Origin of the sequence: Clostridium sp. UBA1652 (assembly GCF_002320975.1) — a bacterium.
Classification (GTDB): Bacteria; Bacillota; Clostridia; order Clostridiales; family Clostridiaceae; genus Clostridium_T; species Clostridium_T intestinale.
In genome coordinates this window covers 1-16,508 of the sequence record NZ_DCLI01000094.1, presented here as the reverse complement: position 1 = coordinate 16,508, position 16,508 = coordinate 1, and the positions used below count along the sequence as shown (strand labels likewise).

Genomic DNA, 16,508 nt, shown 5'->3' with positions numbered 1-16,508 from the left:
CTATAATCCCTCCAATTCTATCTCCAATCCTTTGTTTGCAATATATACTGGTTTCCCTGTAAGTCTTTCTATGTCGCTTTTAAACGTCTTAGCATTGCTATTACTACTAGATAAATGTATTAACATTAAATTTCTAACTTTGCTTAAGTCATTAGCTTTTAAAAACTCTTTTACATTCTCCAAACTAAAGTGAGATTTAATTAATCTATCTCTTAGTACTGGATGAATAACTTCATTCTCTAGGTTTTCTCTTAGAATATCCTCACTATAGTTACACTCAATCATAATGTGATTTACACCTTTAAACTTGTATTTGCAGTAGTAGCTATCTGTTATAAACAAAAGCTTTCCTATGTCCTTATGCTGTATTAAAAATCCTAGTGGTTCTGCTGCATCATGTTCAGCTTCAAAAGGTAGTATTGCAAAATTACCAATCTTAATTTGTTTTTCTGATTTTATGAAATTTAATCTGAAATAAGTTTTTATATACTTCGATTCATTTGCTATTACTCTCATAGTTCCTTCACTTGCATAAACATCTATTCCATTCTCCAGTAGTTCTCTTATAGCCTTAGAATGGTCTTTATGCTCATGAGAGACTAAACACCCAACTACATTCTGTAACTTGAAATCCAAGCCTTTTAGAATAGTTTTATATGGTAGTCCACACTCTATAATTAATGCTTCATTTTCATTTTGGAGTAAGTAGCAGTTACCACTACTACCACTCCCTAATACAGCTAGTTTCATGTTAGAATCCTGGACCTTGTAATTTGACTTGTTGAGGTTGTTCCTTTTCTTTATCTGCAGGTGTAGGATCTACATCTATTACATTGGCTTCTTCCTGAATATCAATTTCTTTCTTATTTGCATTTTCCTTAATTTCTTCTTTTACAACTTCGTCAGTATCTTCGATTATATCTTTACTGTCATATCGCCCTGAGTAGTCTCTATTAAAAGCTTCTGCAAATACATCACTATCATCAGAGGTATTTACGTATTTTTTACAAGCTCTATTTATAACAGTTTTCAAAGCCATTTGATCAGTGAAGTTTTTATGCGCTCCGCTATTCCCTTTCATAGGGCCTTGATTCCATGCAGCTTTTATTTGATCTATAGTCATTATTTCTAAATGATTGTTTCCATCTTCTAACACGATATAGACATAAGCAGCCTTTATTTTAGAGATGTTTATATTCTCTATTTTTTGCTCATGCTTCAAAATCTTTTTAGTTCCATTAGAAGGATCTATTGTATATTCAAATACATCATTCTCATACACTATATTTCCGTTGATATCTTTTACCCCTTTCAATCTCTTAACAGCAACTTGTGATCCGAAATAACTTCTATCAAGGCAAAGCTCTGTTCCTCTAACAATGAAATAGCATTGCTTTTTAGCAGGAGATAATCCTTGCAGAACCATATCATATAAAGATTGAACTATTGAATTTTTAGAACAAACTTCTAAAGCTGGTTTATAATTTTTATCTTGCACTCCTTGTAATAAAAGCCATGCACTGTTGATTGCATTCTGCGGAGAGTAATTCTTAGGAATTGTTATTTCTTGTTGTTTTTGTAAGGATGTAATTTTAGACATTACCGCATTTAGAGCTTCTTCCTTAACTAGCCCCATTGCGCTATTAGCTTGAGCTTGTAGTGCTTGTTGTTTATTTGCATTTTCCATTATATTTCCTCCTTATATTCTTCTATTTCATCTTTGTCATATTTAAAAGACTTACCGTCTTTCATGGATTCGTAAAATAAGTTTGCTACTGCATTTGCACAATCCTCACATAAAGTAATTTTGTTGTATTCTTTGCCTTTATCATCAGAAAAACTGTATTCTACTACAAAAGGCATTTCTCTATTGCAATTATCACAACTATGCTTTTCTACCTTCTCAGGAATGTGCTTTATTTTTATCATGCAACCTCACTTTCTAAATTTTCTATTTTTAATGACTTATCTGTACTCACTATCAAGTTAATTATTTGAGATTCTATATCTATAAGTTGGTTTACAGATTCCCTATTATCTATAAAAATAGGAGCTTCAACATTGTAGTATTCAGATAAAGCATTTATTATATCTAGCCCTGCATTGTATTGACTTGCAGTATTTGCATTGCTGAAAGGTACTCCATTAACTAAAGCTTCGCAGCACTCATTAATCCCACCATTTACTTGAGTTTCAAATAGTTTAAATGTCACATATCTAAACTTTTCGTTTATACTATTTTCAAGCAAATTAACTTTGGCTTTTATGAACTCTTCACAAAGATATTCTGTCTTTTCTAAATCTGCGATTTGTTGAGCTAATGATTTCTCTTGATCCAGTAATTCAGATTTTCTTGCATGGATGATTTCATTTTGCTCTTTAGCTGCTAATTGTTTATTTACTTGTTCTAAATCTGCTTGAAGTTGATATTTTTTATTCTTAAGTTCTTGATTATTGTTAGTTTCCCTAGGTTGTTGTAGCTTACTTTCTAATGTGCTTATTTGAGAAAGTATTTCTTGATATTCTTTATTAGAATCTAGGTTTAAAGAAGGTTTAAAGCTCTTAATATCAGCTTCTAACTCTAATTGTTTACTTTCCAGTTCTACTATTTTTTCATTCAATGGAATTAACTCTTCGGTTAAAGCGTTTATTAAAGATTCTAATTCACTTACTTTTTTCTTTTTTTCAGTACCTTTTTCGCTTATAGATTTTAATGCTCTAGCTTTTGTTAAATTGAAATTCTCTAACATTTCATGCTTAGTGGTTTCAATGTCATGCTCTTCTAAAGGTCTGTTACAAGTAGGACAATTGAATTTACTTTCATCAAATATCAATTGTTCATTGTTCTTTTCAGTCCACTGATTTCTTAGATGATCCATTTCAGTTTTTAGGTTAATTATTTGATCAGAATAATTATCTCTTCTATTCTCTAAAACTCTTATTTGGTTATAGTTAATATCTTGAATTTGTGACTTAACTTTGTATAAATTATTTGTCATTTCTCTTAAAGGTAGTTCAGATTCACTTTTAGCTTTATACTCAATATCCTTTAACTTAGATTTAAGTTTATAAAGCCTATCCTGTTCTTTTAGCAAACCTTCATTTGCTTTACTACTATCCATTAACTTTTCATCAATACTATTTATTGCACTCTGGATATTTCTCTTTTGAAATTCTAGAGATTCAAAGTCATATTCTTTAATAGAGTTATTTAGTTCATCAACTCTATAGGGAATAGATTTTTTATCTTCAATAAGCTTTTTCTTTTTAGCTGCAGTACTCTTTTTTACATCATCAACATTCTGATTTATTAATAATTTGCTTAATCCTTCTAAACTTCCATGTGAGGATATTATTCTTTCATTGGTTATATCACCTACAATTTTGAGAATAATTCCACGCCTATCTTGCCATTTCATATTAGTACTAAAATACAAAGGATTAGTTATTAACTTAAAGATGTTTTCCTCTATAATTTCATTTATCCTTTTCTTGTATTCCCCTTCTTTAACAGGAACTTCATTGATATAATAAGAGTTATTTCCACCTTTAAGTTCTGCTTCAACCTCACCACGTTTTTTCACCCAATTTTGTGTTAAAACTTTCTTTAGAATAAATTCGGTCGAATCTATAAGAAGAGTTGCTTCAACCTCTGTTTCTATCATTTTTTCAACCTTATTCTCACTGTCTAAAGGCTGTATATCAAATTTAGCTCTATCTTGACTATCCTTATTAAATAAAAGCCATGTGAAGCTATCAAAAATAGTAGTCTTTCCAGTTGCATTTTCTCCAAAGATATTAGTAACCTTTGAGAAGTTTATACTTAAGGCTGTTATTCCTTTAAAGTTCTTTAATTTAAGACTCTTTAAAACTATAATCATCTATATTTCCTCCTTGAAAACCTTATTAAAGTCTATATTCTTAACTAGTTGAGCAGTTAATTGCTTCATCATTTCTTCTTTAACCTTTTTGGAAGTATATAGTTCTATATCTCCCTTGATATCTTTAATAAAACTTGCCACCTTTTCATCTGCATATTTTTCAGCCATTTTTCCAGTTAACCATTGCAATCTAGTTCCATATCTGTCATATGAGCTGTTTGTATAATTACCATTTTTATCAACTTGTTGATTTAAAGCTTTTTCAAACTGCTTTCCTAACATTTCCTCCATTGATATCATTTCAACTTTGCTTCCATACTCGCTTGATTTATAAGGTATTGTCTTTTCTACTGACATAGTTTGAATGAATTTATTAATCCACAACCCTATTCTTTGTTCAGCAATATCTACTGCAGTATCTCTAATATCTGACATAACAGTTTTTTCAATTTTTGCTATGATTTCATCTTTCATACTTTCTTTTATTTGTTCATCTAAAGCTCCATCCTCATCTAACCAATCTATCTCTACATCAATTTTAAATTTAGCCATTTTTATTCCTCCAATTTATCTCTTATTAGCTCTGGATCTATCTCTATATCTTCTCCAGTAGCTTGTTTATAAACTTGTCCATCTTGAATGTTATATTTGAAACTTTTCTCTATATCTGTTATATTGTTATTGAATGTTTTGTTAATTTTATTTTTAGGAGTTGTTGGCGCAACTCTTTTTTCTTTTGATGGTTTACTATAACGCAAGTTGTTCACCATCCTTTAAAAGCCTTCTATGCCTTATTTGTGAACTATTCTTTTTCATTAGTCCTTTCTTACGTAGTGAGTAAGCTTTAGTTCTAAGCGTCCTCTCATCCCTTCCTAAAGCTAACGACATTTCCTCATATCCAACTACATCAAGCCAATTTATAAAATATTCTAAATCTTCAGTAGTCCATGAGGTTCCTTGATTAAAATGTAATTCTGGATTATATTTCATGTTTCCACGACTATCATATTCAATCATTAACACTCCTCCTTATTGATTGATACTTCAGCGACCTTTTTTAATCCGAAAATTTCTTTTGCTTTTTCTAAAGCATCTTCTTTTTCCATACCTTCTAACTTTAATCTTGCTGCTTCTTTAGCAACCTCTAAATATAGCCTTAGAATATTACCCATAACTCCCTCCTAACCTTGTGGAAATTATAAAAAATCCTTAATCCTTTAAAACTTGGTTTAATACTGTATTTTTGACATTGCATTATATACTCATTTAGAATTTGTACTGGCATTGTCTCAACTCCTACCTTATAGTTACTTGATAAAAGAAATAGAATATTAGCAATATAGCTGTAAACCCTATAAAGAAATCGAAATTAGTTGCTTTATATTTCTTCATAACTTCCTCCTAATACCTTACTGGATGTAGTTCCTTCTCGGTTATCTTGTTATAAGGTGTAAAACTCTCGTGATCTCTTTTGGTGTATAGATAATTGCTAGGATTCAAATTCAAATCTTTAAGAGCTTTCTTCATGGATCTAGTTAGCTTCTTAGCGTGCTTCAATTATCTTTCCTCCCCTCATAGCCTGTACCACTAGAACATCTACTTGTTGACTTACTTCTAATGTTCTAGGATCCAGTAGCCCATATTTACTTACATAAGCATTTAGTTTTTCTTTTAATTCTTTCATGTAACCAGCTCCTTTCTTAAGCCACCCCATGTTTAACAGCTAATCTTCCAACTATGTTTATATATCCATTAATAAGTTTCTTATCTTCTGCAATAACATCTAAGTAATTAACTTTCTCTATTTTAGATTTACTGCAACCTTCCAGAGCCATGTTCTTTCGCTTATTAAGTAATCTTCTTTTTATATCTACTCCATAGGTGTTGTTTAATAAATTGTAAGCTTCATCTCTAATTGGTTTTATATGTTCAAAACCTCCTAACTTGGTAGCTATTTTATTAATTAGATTAGCTGTATCTTTTCTCCATTGGTTAGGTTCTAATGTTACAGCTTCTCTTATAGCTTGTACTTCTTGTTTAGTTTCTTCTGCGCTATCAATTGCTTTTGTAGCATTGTAATTAGCTTCTGTAACCTGTTGTTTTAAATTCTTAATGCTTTGAGCTTGCATTATTATTAAATCTTCTATTGTTTTGGGTTCACTTTCCTTAACTCTGAAATAAGTTTCTTCTAACTGTTCGTACACTTCCCATGCTTCATCTGTATCAAGAATTTTTGCGTGCCTTGCTGCTCCTTTTTCTGTCCATAAAATCAGTGAGCTTGCATATTTTAGAGGTGACCCAATATCATTGGGTAAGCTATTTTTAAAATCTTTTAGCGCTTGTCCTTCTAATTTGAAATAATGCTTATCCTCTATAAATCTTGTATGATTGTTAGCGAAATTCATTTGAACATTTTTTTCTTCTGTACCAAACTCTTCTGCCAAAACTTTAGTTGTTATTATACGTTGTTTTTTAAATTCTAATGGTTTTAACTTATTCACTTTGAATCCTCCTTTACTTATTTGAAATTATGTTGAGTTTTAGATTAAATTTCTCTATGCTCCACGCTTACCTTTGCAATCCACTCCTGGAGCATTTGTTTATTTATAAGCCATTTGTTTCCATTCTTAAAACATGGAAAATCCTTGGTGTGTACTAATTGTCTAATCTTATCCGCTGATATTCCTGCGTATATTGCAGCTTCCTCTATGGTAAGAGTTATTTTTACATTTATAAGTTCTAATTCATTTGTAGTTATTGTTTTTACTTTTGGCATTTTTCTTCTCCTTTCAAGATTACATTTTTAAAGCCTTAAATATATCGTCAGTAGAACATTGATACACTTTGCTCATTCTACGAATTAAATCTCTTGATGGCTTCAAATGTCCCTGTTCAACCTTGTAAACCGTACTTCTGCTAACCCCTAATTTCTCAACAGCCTCCTCTAATTCAATTCCTGCATTTAATCTTTTAAGTCTTATAGGCGTTATCTTCATAATTATCACTTCCTTTCTAACTTCAATCACCTTATGTAAACATAATATCAGTTTTTCTGATATTTATAAAACTTTATTATATCAGAAAAACTGATATAATTTCAATTTAAATCACTCATACTCATATTTTCTTTTGTTTTCTTAATTTTTCTATTGATTTTATCATTTATTATGATAAAATGATTACTAAGAGGTGATAGTCTTGTTAGGTGATAGAATAAAGCAATTAAGAAAACAGCAAAAAATTACTCAAGTTCAATTAGCGGAAGCTGTTGGATTAAAGCAATCTTCTATAGGGATGATCGAAAGTAACAAAAATGGAGCTAGCTCTGAAAAGCTAAAAGAAATAGCAGAGTTTTTAGGCGTAACCGTTGATTATCTTTTGTCTGATGAAGAAAAAAATACAGAAAATAATAACTTAGAATATAAATTAAACAAAAAAGATAAAAAAGATATAAGTAAAGCTCTTAGTGAAACATTAGAACAACTTCAAGAAAATCAAGAAGGTTTAATGTTTGATGGAGAGCCTATTGATGAGGAAACTAAAGAACTGCTTAAAATAAGCTTAGAAAATTCTATGAGATTAGCTAAGCAAATAGCTAAGAATAAATTTACTCCAAAAAAATATAGAAAATAAATAGGGAGAATTTATGAGGGATAATATAGATAATGAAATAGATATGTTGGTCAAAAAATATCAAACCAATAATCCTTTTGATATAGCTAAAGGAGAAAATATAATTATTTTTAAAGAGCCACTAGGTTCAATAAATGGGTATTACAATAAATTTGTTAGGCAAAAAATGATACATGTAAATGAGGACTTAACATATTCTAAGCAATTGTTTACATGTGGTCATGAATTAGGACATGCTATATTCCACTCTAACGCTAATACGCCTTTTTTAATTAATAATACCTTTTATTCAGTAGATAAATTAGAGAGACAAGCTAATTACTTTGCAGCAAGGCTATTGATACCTGCGGATATACTAGACATATATTATGGTTATACTCTTGAGCAAATAGCTAGCGCTGAAAGTATCCCCCTTCCTCTCTTAAAACTTAGATTTAATATAGAATAACTTAAAAATGCTTAAAGCATTATATATTTTTTATTTTTAATGAGAACATACGTTTGAAAGGAGGTGATTTTCTTGAGCCAAAATGTTATAAACTTAGCTGAATTTCAAGGATTAACTAAAAATGAGATATCATTAGTTAAGCTTTATTGGAAGCTATATGAAAAAAAGAGAATTGAATTTACTTGTCTAGATCCAGAGCCTTTGACCAATAAAGGTTTAGCTATAATAATGAAGATGTTTATAAAAGATCATCCAGAATATGATGAAAGGAGATAGTTATGGCTGTTAAAACAAATTGCACTATCAACGGCAAAAATTACTACAGAGCAAGTCTAGTAATTGGTTATGATAGTAAGGGAAAGAAAATAGTTAAACAATTCTATGGCAACAACAAAACAGAAGCTGAAAAGAAAAGGGATGCATATAGACATGATATAAAAAACGGTATAGATGTAACTTCAAAAGCTATTCAATATACCTTGAATGAAGCTTTTGGTCAATGGTTATTCAATGTTATCATGCCTAGTGGTATAAAAACTAGCACCTTTGAGACATATGAAACACTATACAGATTATATATTAAAGATTCTAAAGATATAGGTATTAAAAAAGTTGTAGATATAAAAGCTATAGCTATACAAACTTATTTAAATAAGTTATATCATTCTGGAAAAAAATACACTTTATTATCGAAACTTACAAAGCTACTGAAAAGATTTTTTAATTATGAAATAGAGAATGACATAATAATTAAAAATCCCTGCATGAGCATTAAGGTTCCTGGACAAATAAATTATTTGAAAGAAAAAAATTCGAATGAGTTAGTTGTATTTTCTTCTGATGAGAGAAATATGATTTTAGGATACTTATATAAAACGAATAATAGAATAGCAGGCATCGCTTATTTAGCTTTCTCTTTAGGAATGAGGCAAGGTGAAATATTAGCCTTATCTTGGGATGATGTGGATACTGAAAGAAGAATTATAAATATTAAGCGCTCTTTGCGATATACTAGAGATTTTGATAAGGATGGTAATAAAATTGGTGGTAGCATGAAGCTTACTATACCTAAAACAATGACCTCTGTAAGAGAAATTGAATATACTGAAAGTTTCGATTCTATGTGGAAAAGAGCAAAAACTCAAAATGATTTAGATATATTAAAAGCTGGAAATAGTTATAATAATGAACATAATTTAATCTTTACCACTGCTCTTGGAGGACCAATTCTTAAAAAGTATGTATTAAGAGAATGGAGTGATGCTTTAAAAACTCTAGAATTGCCTTATAGGCCTTTTCATACTACTAGACATACATTTGTAACCCAAATGGCGATTGATGGCGTTCCTGAATCAATTACGCAGGCTATAGTTGGTCATAAAAAAGGTTCTGAGATTACTCACAAAATATACACTCACATAAATAGGGAAAGTACTAAAAAAGCGTTAGAAAACTTTAGAATTAATGTACCTACTATATAGCTTATGTTTGTTAAGTGTTCACTAGGTAGTTAATTGGTAGTTAATTTCAATTTTAGACAATAAAAAAACAGTCCTTCAAGACTGTTATACCGCATGATATATTGTATTGAGACTAGCTGACCTGGTCTTTGACCCCACACTCGCCTGCTGGATTTTTCGCTACCCGGACTTAACCTCTCACTACTGGAACTCTCAGATTTTCTCTGGCAGGACTTACTTCTATACCGCACCATGCTCATTAAAACTTTGCCTAACTTACGTGGATCGTTTTGCCTGCGACTAGCATCGACTTTCAACCACAAACCTAGCCTCATACTCTTTTTATTATATACGACTTTGTCCAACTGTCAATATATTAACTTCTTTTGCGCCCATTTTTTTTAATTCATATGCGCATGCTAAAACTGTAGCTCCTGTTGTTACTACATCATCTATTAATATTATTACTTTATTATTAACAGTATCTTTTTCTATAATCTTAAATGCATTTTCTACATTACTTTTACGTTCTGATTTTGAGAGCTTTTTTTGTTCTTTAATATTATTTTCTTTATATAAAAGGGGCTTCATAGGTATAGAATAAAATTCTGCAACCTTTTTAGCTAAATAGTAACATTGATTAAACCCTCTCTTCTTTTCTTTACTTCTACTTAAAGGGACGTATGTTATTAAGTCTCCTGTTATGTTCCAAAACTTAACTCCATCTATAATTATATCTTTAAGTACTTCACCCGCTAAAAAATTTTTATGAACTTTAAAATCCACTATAAGCTTCTTTAACTCTTTTGTGTAGTGCATACAAGAATGTATTGTAAATTTTTCTCCCTTATATTCATCTAGCATAGTTTTTTCAACTCTTATTAATAAATCTTTGCATTTCTCACAAATATAATCTTCTTCATATTCTTCATCGCATATTAAGCATACCTCTTTATTTGGGTATACTATTGATAAAAAACATTCAAAAAGATACTTTAAACTTTTAACAAGCCTCTTTCCCATACTAATTTATTAAAATATCTAGTTATATCCTTAGCCTTTTCCATATCGTCGCTAACTTCTCTAGAAATAAGGATTACTTCACCTAAATACTTCTCTCTCGCACCTACCTTTCCACATAGATATACTATCTTCTTATAATCAAATCTACTATTTTCAGCATTTATAACTATAATATCAATATCGTTTATATTATTTAAATTCTCTCCAATATACTCCGTTATTATCATAATGGGTTGATTTTTCATAGAAAGCATTTTCTCTATTTTCTTAATTTCATCACGCTCTTTAAACCTAATAATTTTAACATCCGATAACACTTTAATCTTTTTAGTATATAAATCATATAGTTTATCTCCACATTCCTCTGTAGGAACATGTAATACTATCTTTCTTTTGCTTTCTTTAAACCACTTTAAATATTCATATAATATATACGGCATATCTTCTTCAAGATTTATTCTTGTTGTAATTGCTCGTGGTTCTATTATTGGTCCAAGCTTATTAATACTACTTATCTCCATACTCTCCATATTTCTATATATATCTTCGATAGAGTAAACTATTATCTTGTGAGCAAACTTATATAAATTATCAACCTTCTCTTTTATCTGAAGTTTAGAATAATTTGAAAAAGAAGTTATATCATCATAAATTATTAACTCTACATCATCTTTTAATACACTTAATTTAGCTGAATTAATAAAATACAATACTCCTGGCTCTAAAGTAGTATTATAGTTTTTTAAATAGGAATATTTTATATTTCGTTGATACCCTTTAATATATTTAATCAGTTCCTTATTCTCTTCATAATCGTTAGTAACATATACTACATTCTTATTAGACTGCAGTAATTCACTTATTAATTTTCCAAATACTATAGAGCTATTATACGGAACAGATAAAACATTTAAAATTTTCCCCATTTCTCTGTTATACCATAACTTTAATTTATTTTCTGCATACCTTAATTCATTTATATTCTCCATAATTATCAACCCTCACTAATTAAACGCATCACTTGAAATTATATCCTTAATTCTGAATTTTAATGACGAATATCTTTCTGTAGATCGTGTATTTTCTATCATAAATTTTAATGCTTTAATAGAACCTACTACCACCACTAACTGCTTTGCTCTGGTAATACCCGTATACAATAAATTTCTGTTCATAAGCATGGGTGATCCCATGTATGCTGGAGTAATTATAACAGGGAATTCACTTCCCTGACTTTTATGTATTGTAATAGCATAAGCTAAATCCAATTCATCTAGATAAATAAAATCATAAATTACTTTTCTTTCCTCATCGAAAATAATAGTAAAAAACTTCTCTTCTTCATTTATAGACTCTATAAATCCCATGTCTCCATTAAATACTCCTACACCTTCTGGTTCTCCATATCCAGCTATCCTTTTCCATTTTAGAGTATAGTTATTTTTAGTTTGCATAACTTTATCCCCTACTCTAAATATATTGTCTCTTATTTTCTTTTCTCTTTTGTTGTCACTAGGTGGATTTAAAATTTCTTGCAGTCTATAATTTAAATTAGTTACTCCTAAATTCCCTTTTTTCATAGGTGTTAGTATTTGAAGATGTTTCATCTTATCCCAACTAGTATTAAACTTTGGAAGCCTGTTATTAATTAAGTCTATAAGTGTTGTCATTATATAATCTAGGTTATCCTCTTTTATGAAAAAAAAGTCCTTATCTCGTTCATTTAAAATGGGCATATTTCCTTCATTTATCTTATGGGCATTTACAACTATAAGGCTTTCTTTTCCTTGTCTAAATATTTCTTTTAATCTTATTACTTCCGTAAAACCACTTTCTATTAAATCTTTTAATACATTTCCAGGTCCTACTGATGGGAGCTGGTCTACATCTCCAACTAATATTACTCTAGTTCCTACTCTAATAGCTTTTAGTAAGGAGTTCATAAGCATAACATCTATCATAGAAGCCTCATCTATTATTACTACATCAGCCTCTAATGGACTTCCTTCATCTTTTCCGAATATACTTTTTTCCTCACTATCAGTAACTCCCATTTCTAATAATCTATGAATAGTTTTTGCTTCTTTTCCTGTAGATTCACTCATCCTCTTAGCTGCTCTTCCTGTAGGTGCTGCTAAAATAACTCTATTTCCTGATTTCTCAAATATATTTATTATACATTTAATGATTGTTGTTTTTCCTGTTCCTGGTCCTCCAGTAATTATTTCTATTCCATTATTAAAAGCTCCTAAGATGGCTTTTTTTTGTGATGTTGCAAACTTTATATCATTTTTATTTTCAAACATAGATATTTCATACTCTATATCAGTATTAAATTTTTGAAAATTTGCTACTGATAAAGTTAATATTCTCTTTGTTATTCCTATTTCACAATAATAATAAGGTAGTGTAAAAACACCATTATCCTCATTAACCTTCTCCAAAATTAATTTTTGTTCTCTACATGCATTATATAAATTTTCTTCTATAACTTGTTTCGATACAGTTAAAACCTCAATTCCCTCTTTTATAAGAATCTCAACTGGCATATATGTATTTCCATTTGCACAAAATTGATTTATTACATATTTTATTCCACTTTCAATCCTGTAAGGGGAATCTTTTTCTATACCTATACTTCTAGCAATTTTATCTGCAGTTTTAAATCCTATTCCTGTAATTTCCTCACATAAAATATATGGATTTTCTTTTACAATATTTATTGAATCTGTTCCAAATCTTTTAAATATTTTTATACATTGGTTAGTTGTTACTCCATGAGTTTGAAAAAATATTATTATGTTTTTTAGCTCTTTTTGTTCCTCATAGGATTCCTTTATAAGTAAAAACTTTTTTTCTCCAATGCCTTCAATTTCTCTTAACTTATTAATATCTTTGTCTAATATATCTAAAGTGTTCTCTTTAAACTTATCTATAATTTTTTTAGCAGTAATAGGTCCAATCCCATATATAACTCCAGAAGATAGATACTTCTCTATTCCTTCTAGTGTATTTGGTATAATCTCTTCACACTCTTCTATTTTAATTTGTCTCCCAAAGCTAGGATGCAATACCCATTCACCTTTTATCTTTAAGTGTATGCCTTCTTTTATAAAAGGAACTACTCCAACAGCTGTAAATGACTTTTCTCCATTAGAAAGCTTTGCAACCATATATCCATTTTCTTCATTATGAAATACTATACTTTCTATTATTCCACTTATTTCTTCCATCTAATCTTGCTCCTTAAGTATTCTTAACCTTAAAAGGCATATATTATGATTATACCATAAATTTATATTTATATTTCACTGTTTAGTTTATTGACTGAAATACTCTTTGAAGTTATTCTTAATTTAGGAGGCGATAACAAAAATGTTAATTAAAAATGTTAATATTATATTTTTAGATAAAGTTGAAAAAGGAGATATATTAATAAATGACGGTAAAATCAAGAGCATTAACCCTGATTCTTACGAATTAGATGATAAGGCAATTGATGGTACAGGTTTATACTTATCCCCTGGTTTCATAGATGTTCATATACATGGTGCTGGCGGTTACGATACTATGAATGGAACTTATGAATCCTTAAATGAAATCTCTAAAAACATAGTTAAGCACGGTACAACTTCATTTACGCCAACAACAATGACTGTTGCTATTAAAGATATATATAAGTCTATGGAAGCTATATCAAAGGCAAAGGAAATAGGTACTGAAGGAGCCAATGTATTAGGTGCTCATTTAGAAGGCCCTTTTATTAGTCCACAAGCAATTGGTGCGCAAAACCCTAATTTCCTTCAAAAACCATCTAAGGAAACTTATCATGATATGGTAGGTGAATATGAGAATGCAGTAACTTCTATAACTATAGCTCCAGAAGTAGAAGGGGCATTAGAATTAATTTCTTACTTAGATAATAAAGGTGTTAGAGTTTCATTAGGACATACTAAGGCGACTTATGAAGAGGCAATGGAAGGCATAAAACATGGTGTATCACACTCCACGCATCTTTTTAATGCTATGACTCCATTTCAACATAGAGAAGCCGGAACTGTTGGAGCTATTTTTGATTCAAATATAACTACAGAAACTATTTCTGATGGAATTCATATATCTTATCCTTCTCTAAGAACCGCATATAAAATAAAGACAACTGATAAAGTTTTACTAGTATCTGACGCAATGGAAGCCTGTTGTATGCCTGAAGGCTCTTATTCTTTGGGTGGGCAGCCTGTAATAGTTAAAAATGGTGCTGCAAGGTTAGAAAATGGAGCTCTTGCGGGTTCTATCCTAACACTTGATAATGCTATTAAAAATGTATATAAAAATACAAACTATCCACTACATGAGGTTATTAAGATGGCTACTTATAATCCTGCAAAACATTGTAAGGTTGATGACAAAAAAGGTATAATAAAAGAAGGTTATGATGCTGACTTAGTTTTATTTGATGATAATATTGAAATTAAATATTCGATAATTGGCGGAAAAATAGTTTATTCTAATAATTAGAAGAAAAAGTGGTTTATAAAATGATAACTTACAATCATTTTATAACCACTTTTTTTTAATATACTATATTAATTTTTTTATTTCTTCAACCCTTGTTAGTTGTTCCCAAGGAAGTTCTACATCTGTTCTTCCAAAATGTCCATAAGCTGCTGTCTTCTTATATATAGGTCTTCTTAAATCTAAGTCTCTTATAATAGCTCCTGGTCTTAAATCAAATACCTTATTTATTATATCGATTATTTTATCATCAGCTATTTTAGCAGTTCCAAATGTATCTACTTCTATTGACACTGGTTTAGCAACTCCTATAGCATAAGCTACTTCTATCTCTAATTTATCAGCAACACCAGCTGCTACAAGGTTTTTTGCAACCCATCTAGCCGCATAAGCTGCACTTCTATCTACCTTAGTTGGATCTTTTCCTGAGAAAGCTCCGCCACCATGTCTACCGTATCCGCCGTAGGTATCAACAATTATTTTTCTACCAGTTAAACCAGCATCTCCTTGTGGTCCCCCTATAACGAATCTTCCAGTTGGATTTATATAATATTTAGTATTTTCATCTAATAATTCAGCTGGTATAACAGCCTTTATTACATGTTCTAAAATATCACTTTTTATTTGTTCTTGTGATACCTCTGGTCCATGTTGAGTTGACACTACTATAGCATCAATTCTTTTTACTTTGTTATCATCATATTCTACTGTAACTTGAGTTTTTCCATCTGGTCTTAAATACTCTAAAGTTCCATTTTTTCTTACTTCAGATAATCTTCTTGAAAGTCTATGCGCCATAGCTATAGGTGCTGGCATTAATTCTGGAGTTTCATTAGTTGCAAAACCAAACATCATTCCTTGATCTCCAGCTCCAACTGCATCGATTTTATCCATTTCGCCTTCTCTAGATTCTAAAGCTTCATCTACTCCTTGAGCTATATCTGATGATTGCTCATCTATAGTAGTTAATACCGCACAAGTATCACAGTCAAATCCATATTTTGCTCTATCGTAACCTATTTCTCTAATAGTTTGTCTAACTACCTTAGGAATATCCACATAACATTTAGTTGATATTTCCCCCATTACCATTACCATTCCAGTTGTAACTGCTGTCTCACATGCTACTCTAGCATTTGGATCTTGTTCAAATATAGCATCTAAAACTGAATCTGATATTTGATCACAGATTTTATCTGGATGTCCTTCTGTAACTGATTCAGATGTAAATAATCTTTTCATTTTATTTCTCCCTTCGATATATTATTGCAAAAAAATAAAGCCCTCCGATAAGAAGAGACTTGATAAATTAATTCTCTCTCTTATCTCGCAGATTTTTCACTGCAGGAATTGGCACCTTTGTGCATAACACAGGTTGCCGGGTTTCGTAGGGCCCTATCCCTCCACCTCTCTTGATAAGAGTTATCATTATTCATTTCGTGAATAATTATATCATTATTAGATTAATATTTCAATAAAAATTTATAATAAATAAAAAAAATAAAAAGTAGAATAATCTACTTTTATTGGTGGAGGAGGACGGATTCG

22 protein-coding genes and 1 riboswitch are annotated in these 16,508 nt (G+C 30.2%); of the genes, 5 read left to right on the top strand and 17 right to left on the bottom strand.

The window, feature by feature from the left end; all coding sequences use genetic code 11:
• The 13 genes from B3N22_RS22335 to B3N22_RS22275 form a co-directional block, all read right to left on the bottom strand.
• Window positions 1-750, bottom strand: a complete 750-nt coding sequence (locus B3N22_RS22335) for an MBL fold metallo-hydrolase (protein WP_286910708.1) — start codon at window positions 748-750, stop codon at window positions 1-3.
• Between the two features lies 1 nt (window position 751).
• Window positions 752-1,687, bottom strand: coding sequence for a recombinase RecT (locus B3N22_RS22330; protein WP_286910706.1), 936 nt, complete (start codon window positions 1,685-1,687; stop codon window positions 752-754).
• Window positions 1,687-1,929 carry a hypothetical protein gene (locus B3N22_RS22325; RefSeq protein ID WP_286910704.1) on the bottom strand — a complete coding sequence of 81 codons (243 nt, stop codon included), beginning with the start codon at window positions 1,927-1,929 and terminating at the stop codon, window positions 1,687-1,689. Before B3N22_RS22325 ends, B3N22_RS22330 begins: the two co-directional genes overlap by 1 nt.
• Window positions 1,926-3,881, bottom strand: coding sequence for a DUF2813 domain-containing protein (locus tag B3N22_RS22320; RefSeq protein ID WP_286910702.1), 1,956 nt, complete (start codon window positions 3,879-3,881; stop codon window positions 1,926-1,928). Before B3N22_RS22320 ends, B3N22_RS22325 begins: the two co-directional genes overlap by 4 nt.
• A complete protein-coding gene (locus tag B3N22_RS22315) occupies window positions 3,882-4,433 on the bottom strand; it encodes a hypothetical protein (RefSeq protein WP_286910700.1) in 552 nt (183 codons plus the stop codon).
• Window positions 4,434-4,435: 2 nt separating this feature from the next.
• Complete coding sequence (locus tag B3N22_RS22310) at window positions 4,436-4,639, bottom strand: hypothetical protein (RefSeq protein WP_286910698.1); 204 nt, start codon at window positions 4,637-4,639, stop codon at window positions 4,436-4,438.
• Window positions 4,629-4,898: a hypothetical protein gene (locus B3N22_RS22305; RefSeq protein ID WP_286910696.1), complete on the bottom strand. Its 270-nt coding sequence runs from the start codon at window positions 4,896-4,898 to the stop codon at window positions 4,629-4,631. Before B3N22_RS22305 ends, B3N22_RS22310 begins: the two co-directional genes overlap by 11 nt.
• Entirely contained in the window at window positions 4,898-5,053 is a 156-nt protein-coding gene (locus B3N22_RS22300) for a hypothetical protein (RefSeq protein ID WP_286910694.1), read from the bottom strand. Before B3N22_RS22300 ends, B3N22_RS22305 begins: the two co-directional genes overlap by 1 nt.
• A gap of 229 nt (window positions 5,054-5,282) precedes the next feature.
• Entirely contained in the window at window positions 5,283-5,438 is a 156-nt protein-coding gene (locus tag B3N22_RS22295) for a DUF6906 family protein (protein WP_286910692.1), read from the bottom strand.
• The gene (locus tag B3N22_RS22290; RefSeq protein WP_286910690.1) at window positions 5,425-5,565 is read right to left on the bottom strand and encodes an aspartyl-phosphate phosphatase Spo0E family protein; all 141 of its coding nucleotides are present in this window, start codon (window positions 5,563-5,565) and stop codon (window positions 5,425-5,427) included. The genes B3N22_RS22295 and B3N22_RS22290 overlap by 14 nt, the downstream gene beginning before the upstream one ends.
• A 16-nt stretch (window positions 5,566-5,581) precedes the next feature.
• Window positions 5,582-6,382, bottom strand: a complete 801-nt coding sequence (locus tag B3N22_RS22285; RefSeq protein WP_286910687.1) for an ORF6N domain-containing protein — start codon at window positions 6,380-6,382, stop codon at window positions 5,582-5,584.
• Window positions 6,383-6,426: 44 nt separating this feature from the next.
• Window positions 6,427-6,657, bottom strand: coding sequence for a helix-turn-helix domain-containing protein (locus tag B3N22_RS22280; RefSeq protein ID WP_286910685.1), 231 nt, complete (start codon window positions 6,655-6,657; stop codon window positions 6,427-6,429).
• Window positions 6,658-6,676: 19 nt separating this feature from the next.
• The gene (locus B3N22_RS22275; RefSeq protein ID WP_286910683.1) at window positions 6,677-6,877 is read right to left on the bottom strand and encodes a helix-turn-helix transcriptional regulator; all 201 of its coding nucleotides are present in this window, start codon (window positions 6,875-6,877) and stop codon (window positions 6,677-6,679) included.
• Window positions 6,878-7,079: 202 nt separating this feature from the next.
• Here B3N22_RS22275 and B3N22_RS22270 point away from each other — a divergent pair, with 202 nt between their 5' ends.
• The 4 genes from B3N22_RS22270 (at window position 7,080) to B3N22_RS22255 (ending at window position 9,443) form a co-directional block, all read left to right on the top strand.
• Complete coding sequence (locus tag B3N22_RS22270) at window positions 7,080-7,514, top strand: helix-turn-helix domain-containing protein (RefSeq protein WP_414632255.1); 435 nt, start codon at window positions 7,080-7,082, stop codon at window positions 7,512-7,514.
• A gap of 13 nt (window positions 7,515-7,527) precedes the next feature.
• Complete coding sequence (locus B3N22_RS22265; protein ID WP_286910679.1) at window positions 7,528-7,962, top strand: ImmA/IrrE family metallo-endopeptidase; 435 nt, start codon at window positions 7,528-7,530, stop codon at window positions 7,960-7,962.
• A 72-nt stretch (window positions 7,963-8,034) separates the two neighbouring features.
• On the top strand, window positions 8,035-8,238 hold the full coding sequence (locus B3N22_RS22260) for a hypothetical protein (protein WP_286910677.1): 204 nt from the start codon (window positions 8,035-8,037) through the stop codon (window positions 8,236-8,238).
• Window positions 8,239-8,240: 2 nt separating this feature from the next.
• Window positions 8,241-9,443 carry a tyrosine-type recombinase/integrase gene (locus B3N22_RS22255; RefSeq protein ID WP_286910675.1) on the top strand — a complete coding sequence of 401 codons (1,203 nt, stop codon included), beginning with the start codon at window positions 8,241-8,243 and terminating at the stop codon, window positions 9,441-9,443.
• A 324-nt stretch (window positions 9,444-9,767) separates the two neighbouring features.
• On the opposite strand, the gene B3N22_RS22250 is transcribed toward B3N22_RS22255, so the two are convergent.
• The 3 genes from B3N22_RS22250 to recD2 are packed head-to-tail and all read right to left on the bottom strand — an operon-like array spanning window position 9,768 to window position 13,678.
• Window positions 9,768-10,445, bottom strand: coding sequence for a ComF family protein (locus B3N22_RS22250; RefSeq protein ID WP_286910673.1), 678 nt, complete (start codon window positions 10,443-10,445; stop codon window positions 9,768-9,770).
• Window positions 10,418-11,434 carry a hypothetical protein gene (locus B3N22_RS22245; RefSeq protein WP_286910671.1) on the bottom strand — a complete coding sequence of 339 codons (1,017 nt, stop codon included), beginning with the start codon at window positions 11,432-11,434 and terminating at the stop codon, window positions 10,418-10,420. Before B3N22_RS22245 ends, B3N22_RS22250 begins: the two co-directional genes overlap by 28 nt.
• A 15-nt stretch (window positions 11,435-11,449) precedes the next feature.
• Window positions 11,450-13,678, bottom strand: coding sequence for an SF1B family DNA helicase RecD2 (gene recD2 / locus B3N22_RS22240; protein WP_286910669.1), 2,229 nt, complete (start codon window positions 13,676-13,678; stop codon window positions 11,450-11,452).
• 142 nt (window positions 13,679-13,820) lie between these two features.
• Between recD2 and nagA the strand changes: the two genes are divergently transcribed.
• Window positions 13,821-14,963, top strand: coding sequence for an N-acetylglucosamine-6-phosphate deacetylase (gene nagA, locus B3N22_RS22235; protein WP_286910667.1), 1,143 nt, complete (start codon window positions 13,821-13,823; stop codon window positions 14,961-14,963).
• A gap of 63 nt (window positions 14,964-15,026) precedes the next feature.
• Here nagA and metK read toward each other — a convergent pair whose 3' ends face one another.
• Entirely contained in the window at window positions 15,027-16,202 is a 1,176-nt protein-coding gene (gene metK, locus B3N22_RS22230; protein ID WP_181601433.1) for a methionine adenosyltransferase, read from the bottom strand.
• 77 nt (window positions 16,203-16,279) lie between these two features.
• Window positions 16,280-16,382: riboswitch (SAM riboswitch) on the bottom strand.
• Between the last annotated feature and the right edge of the window lie 126 nt (window positions 16,383-16,508).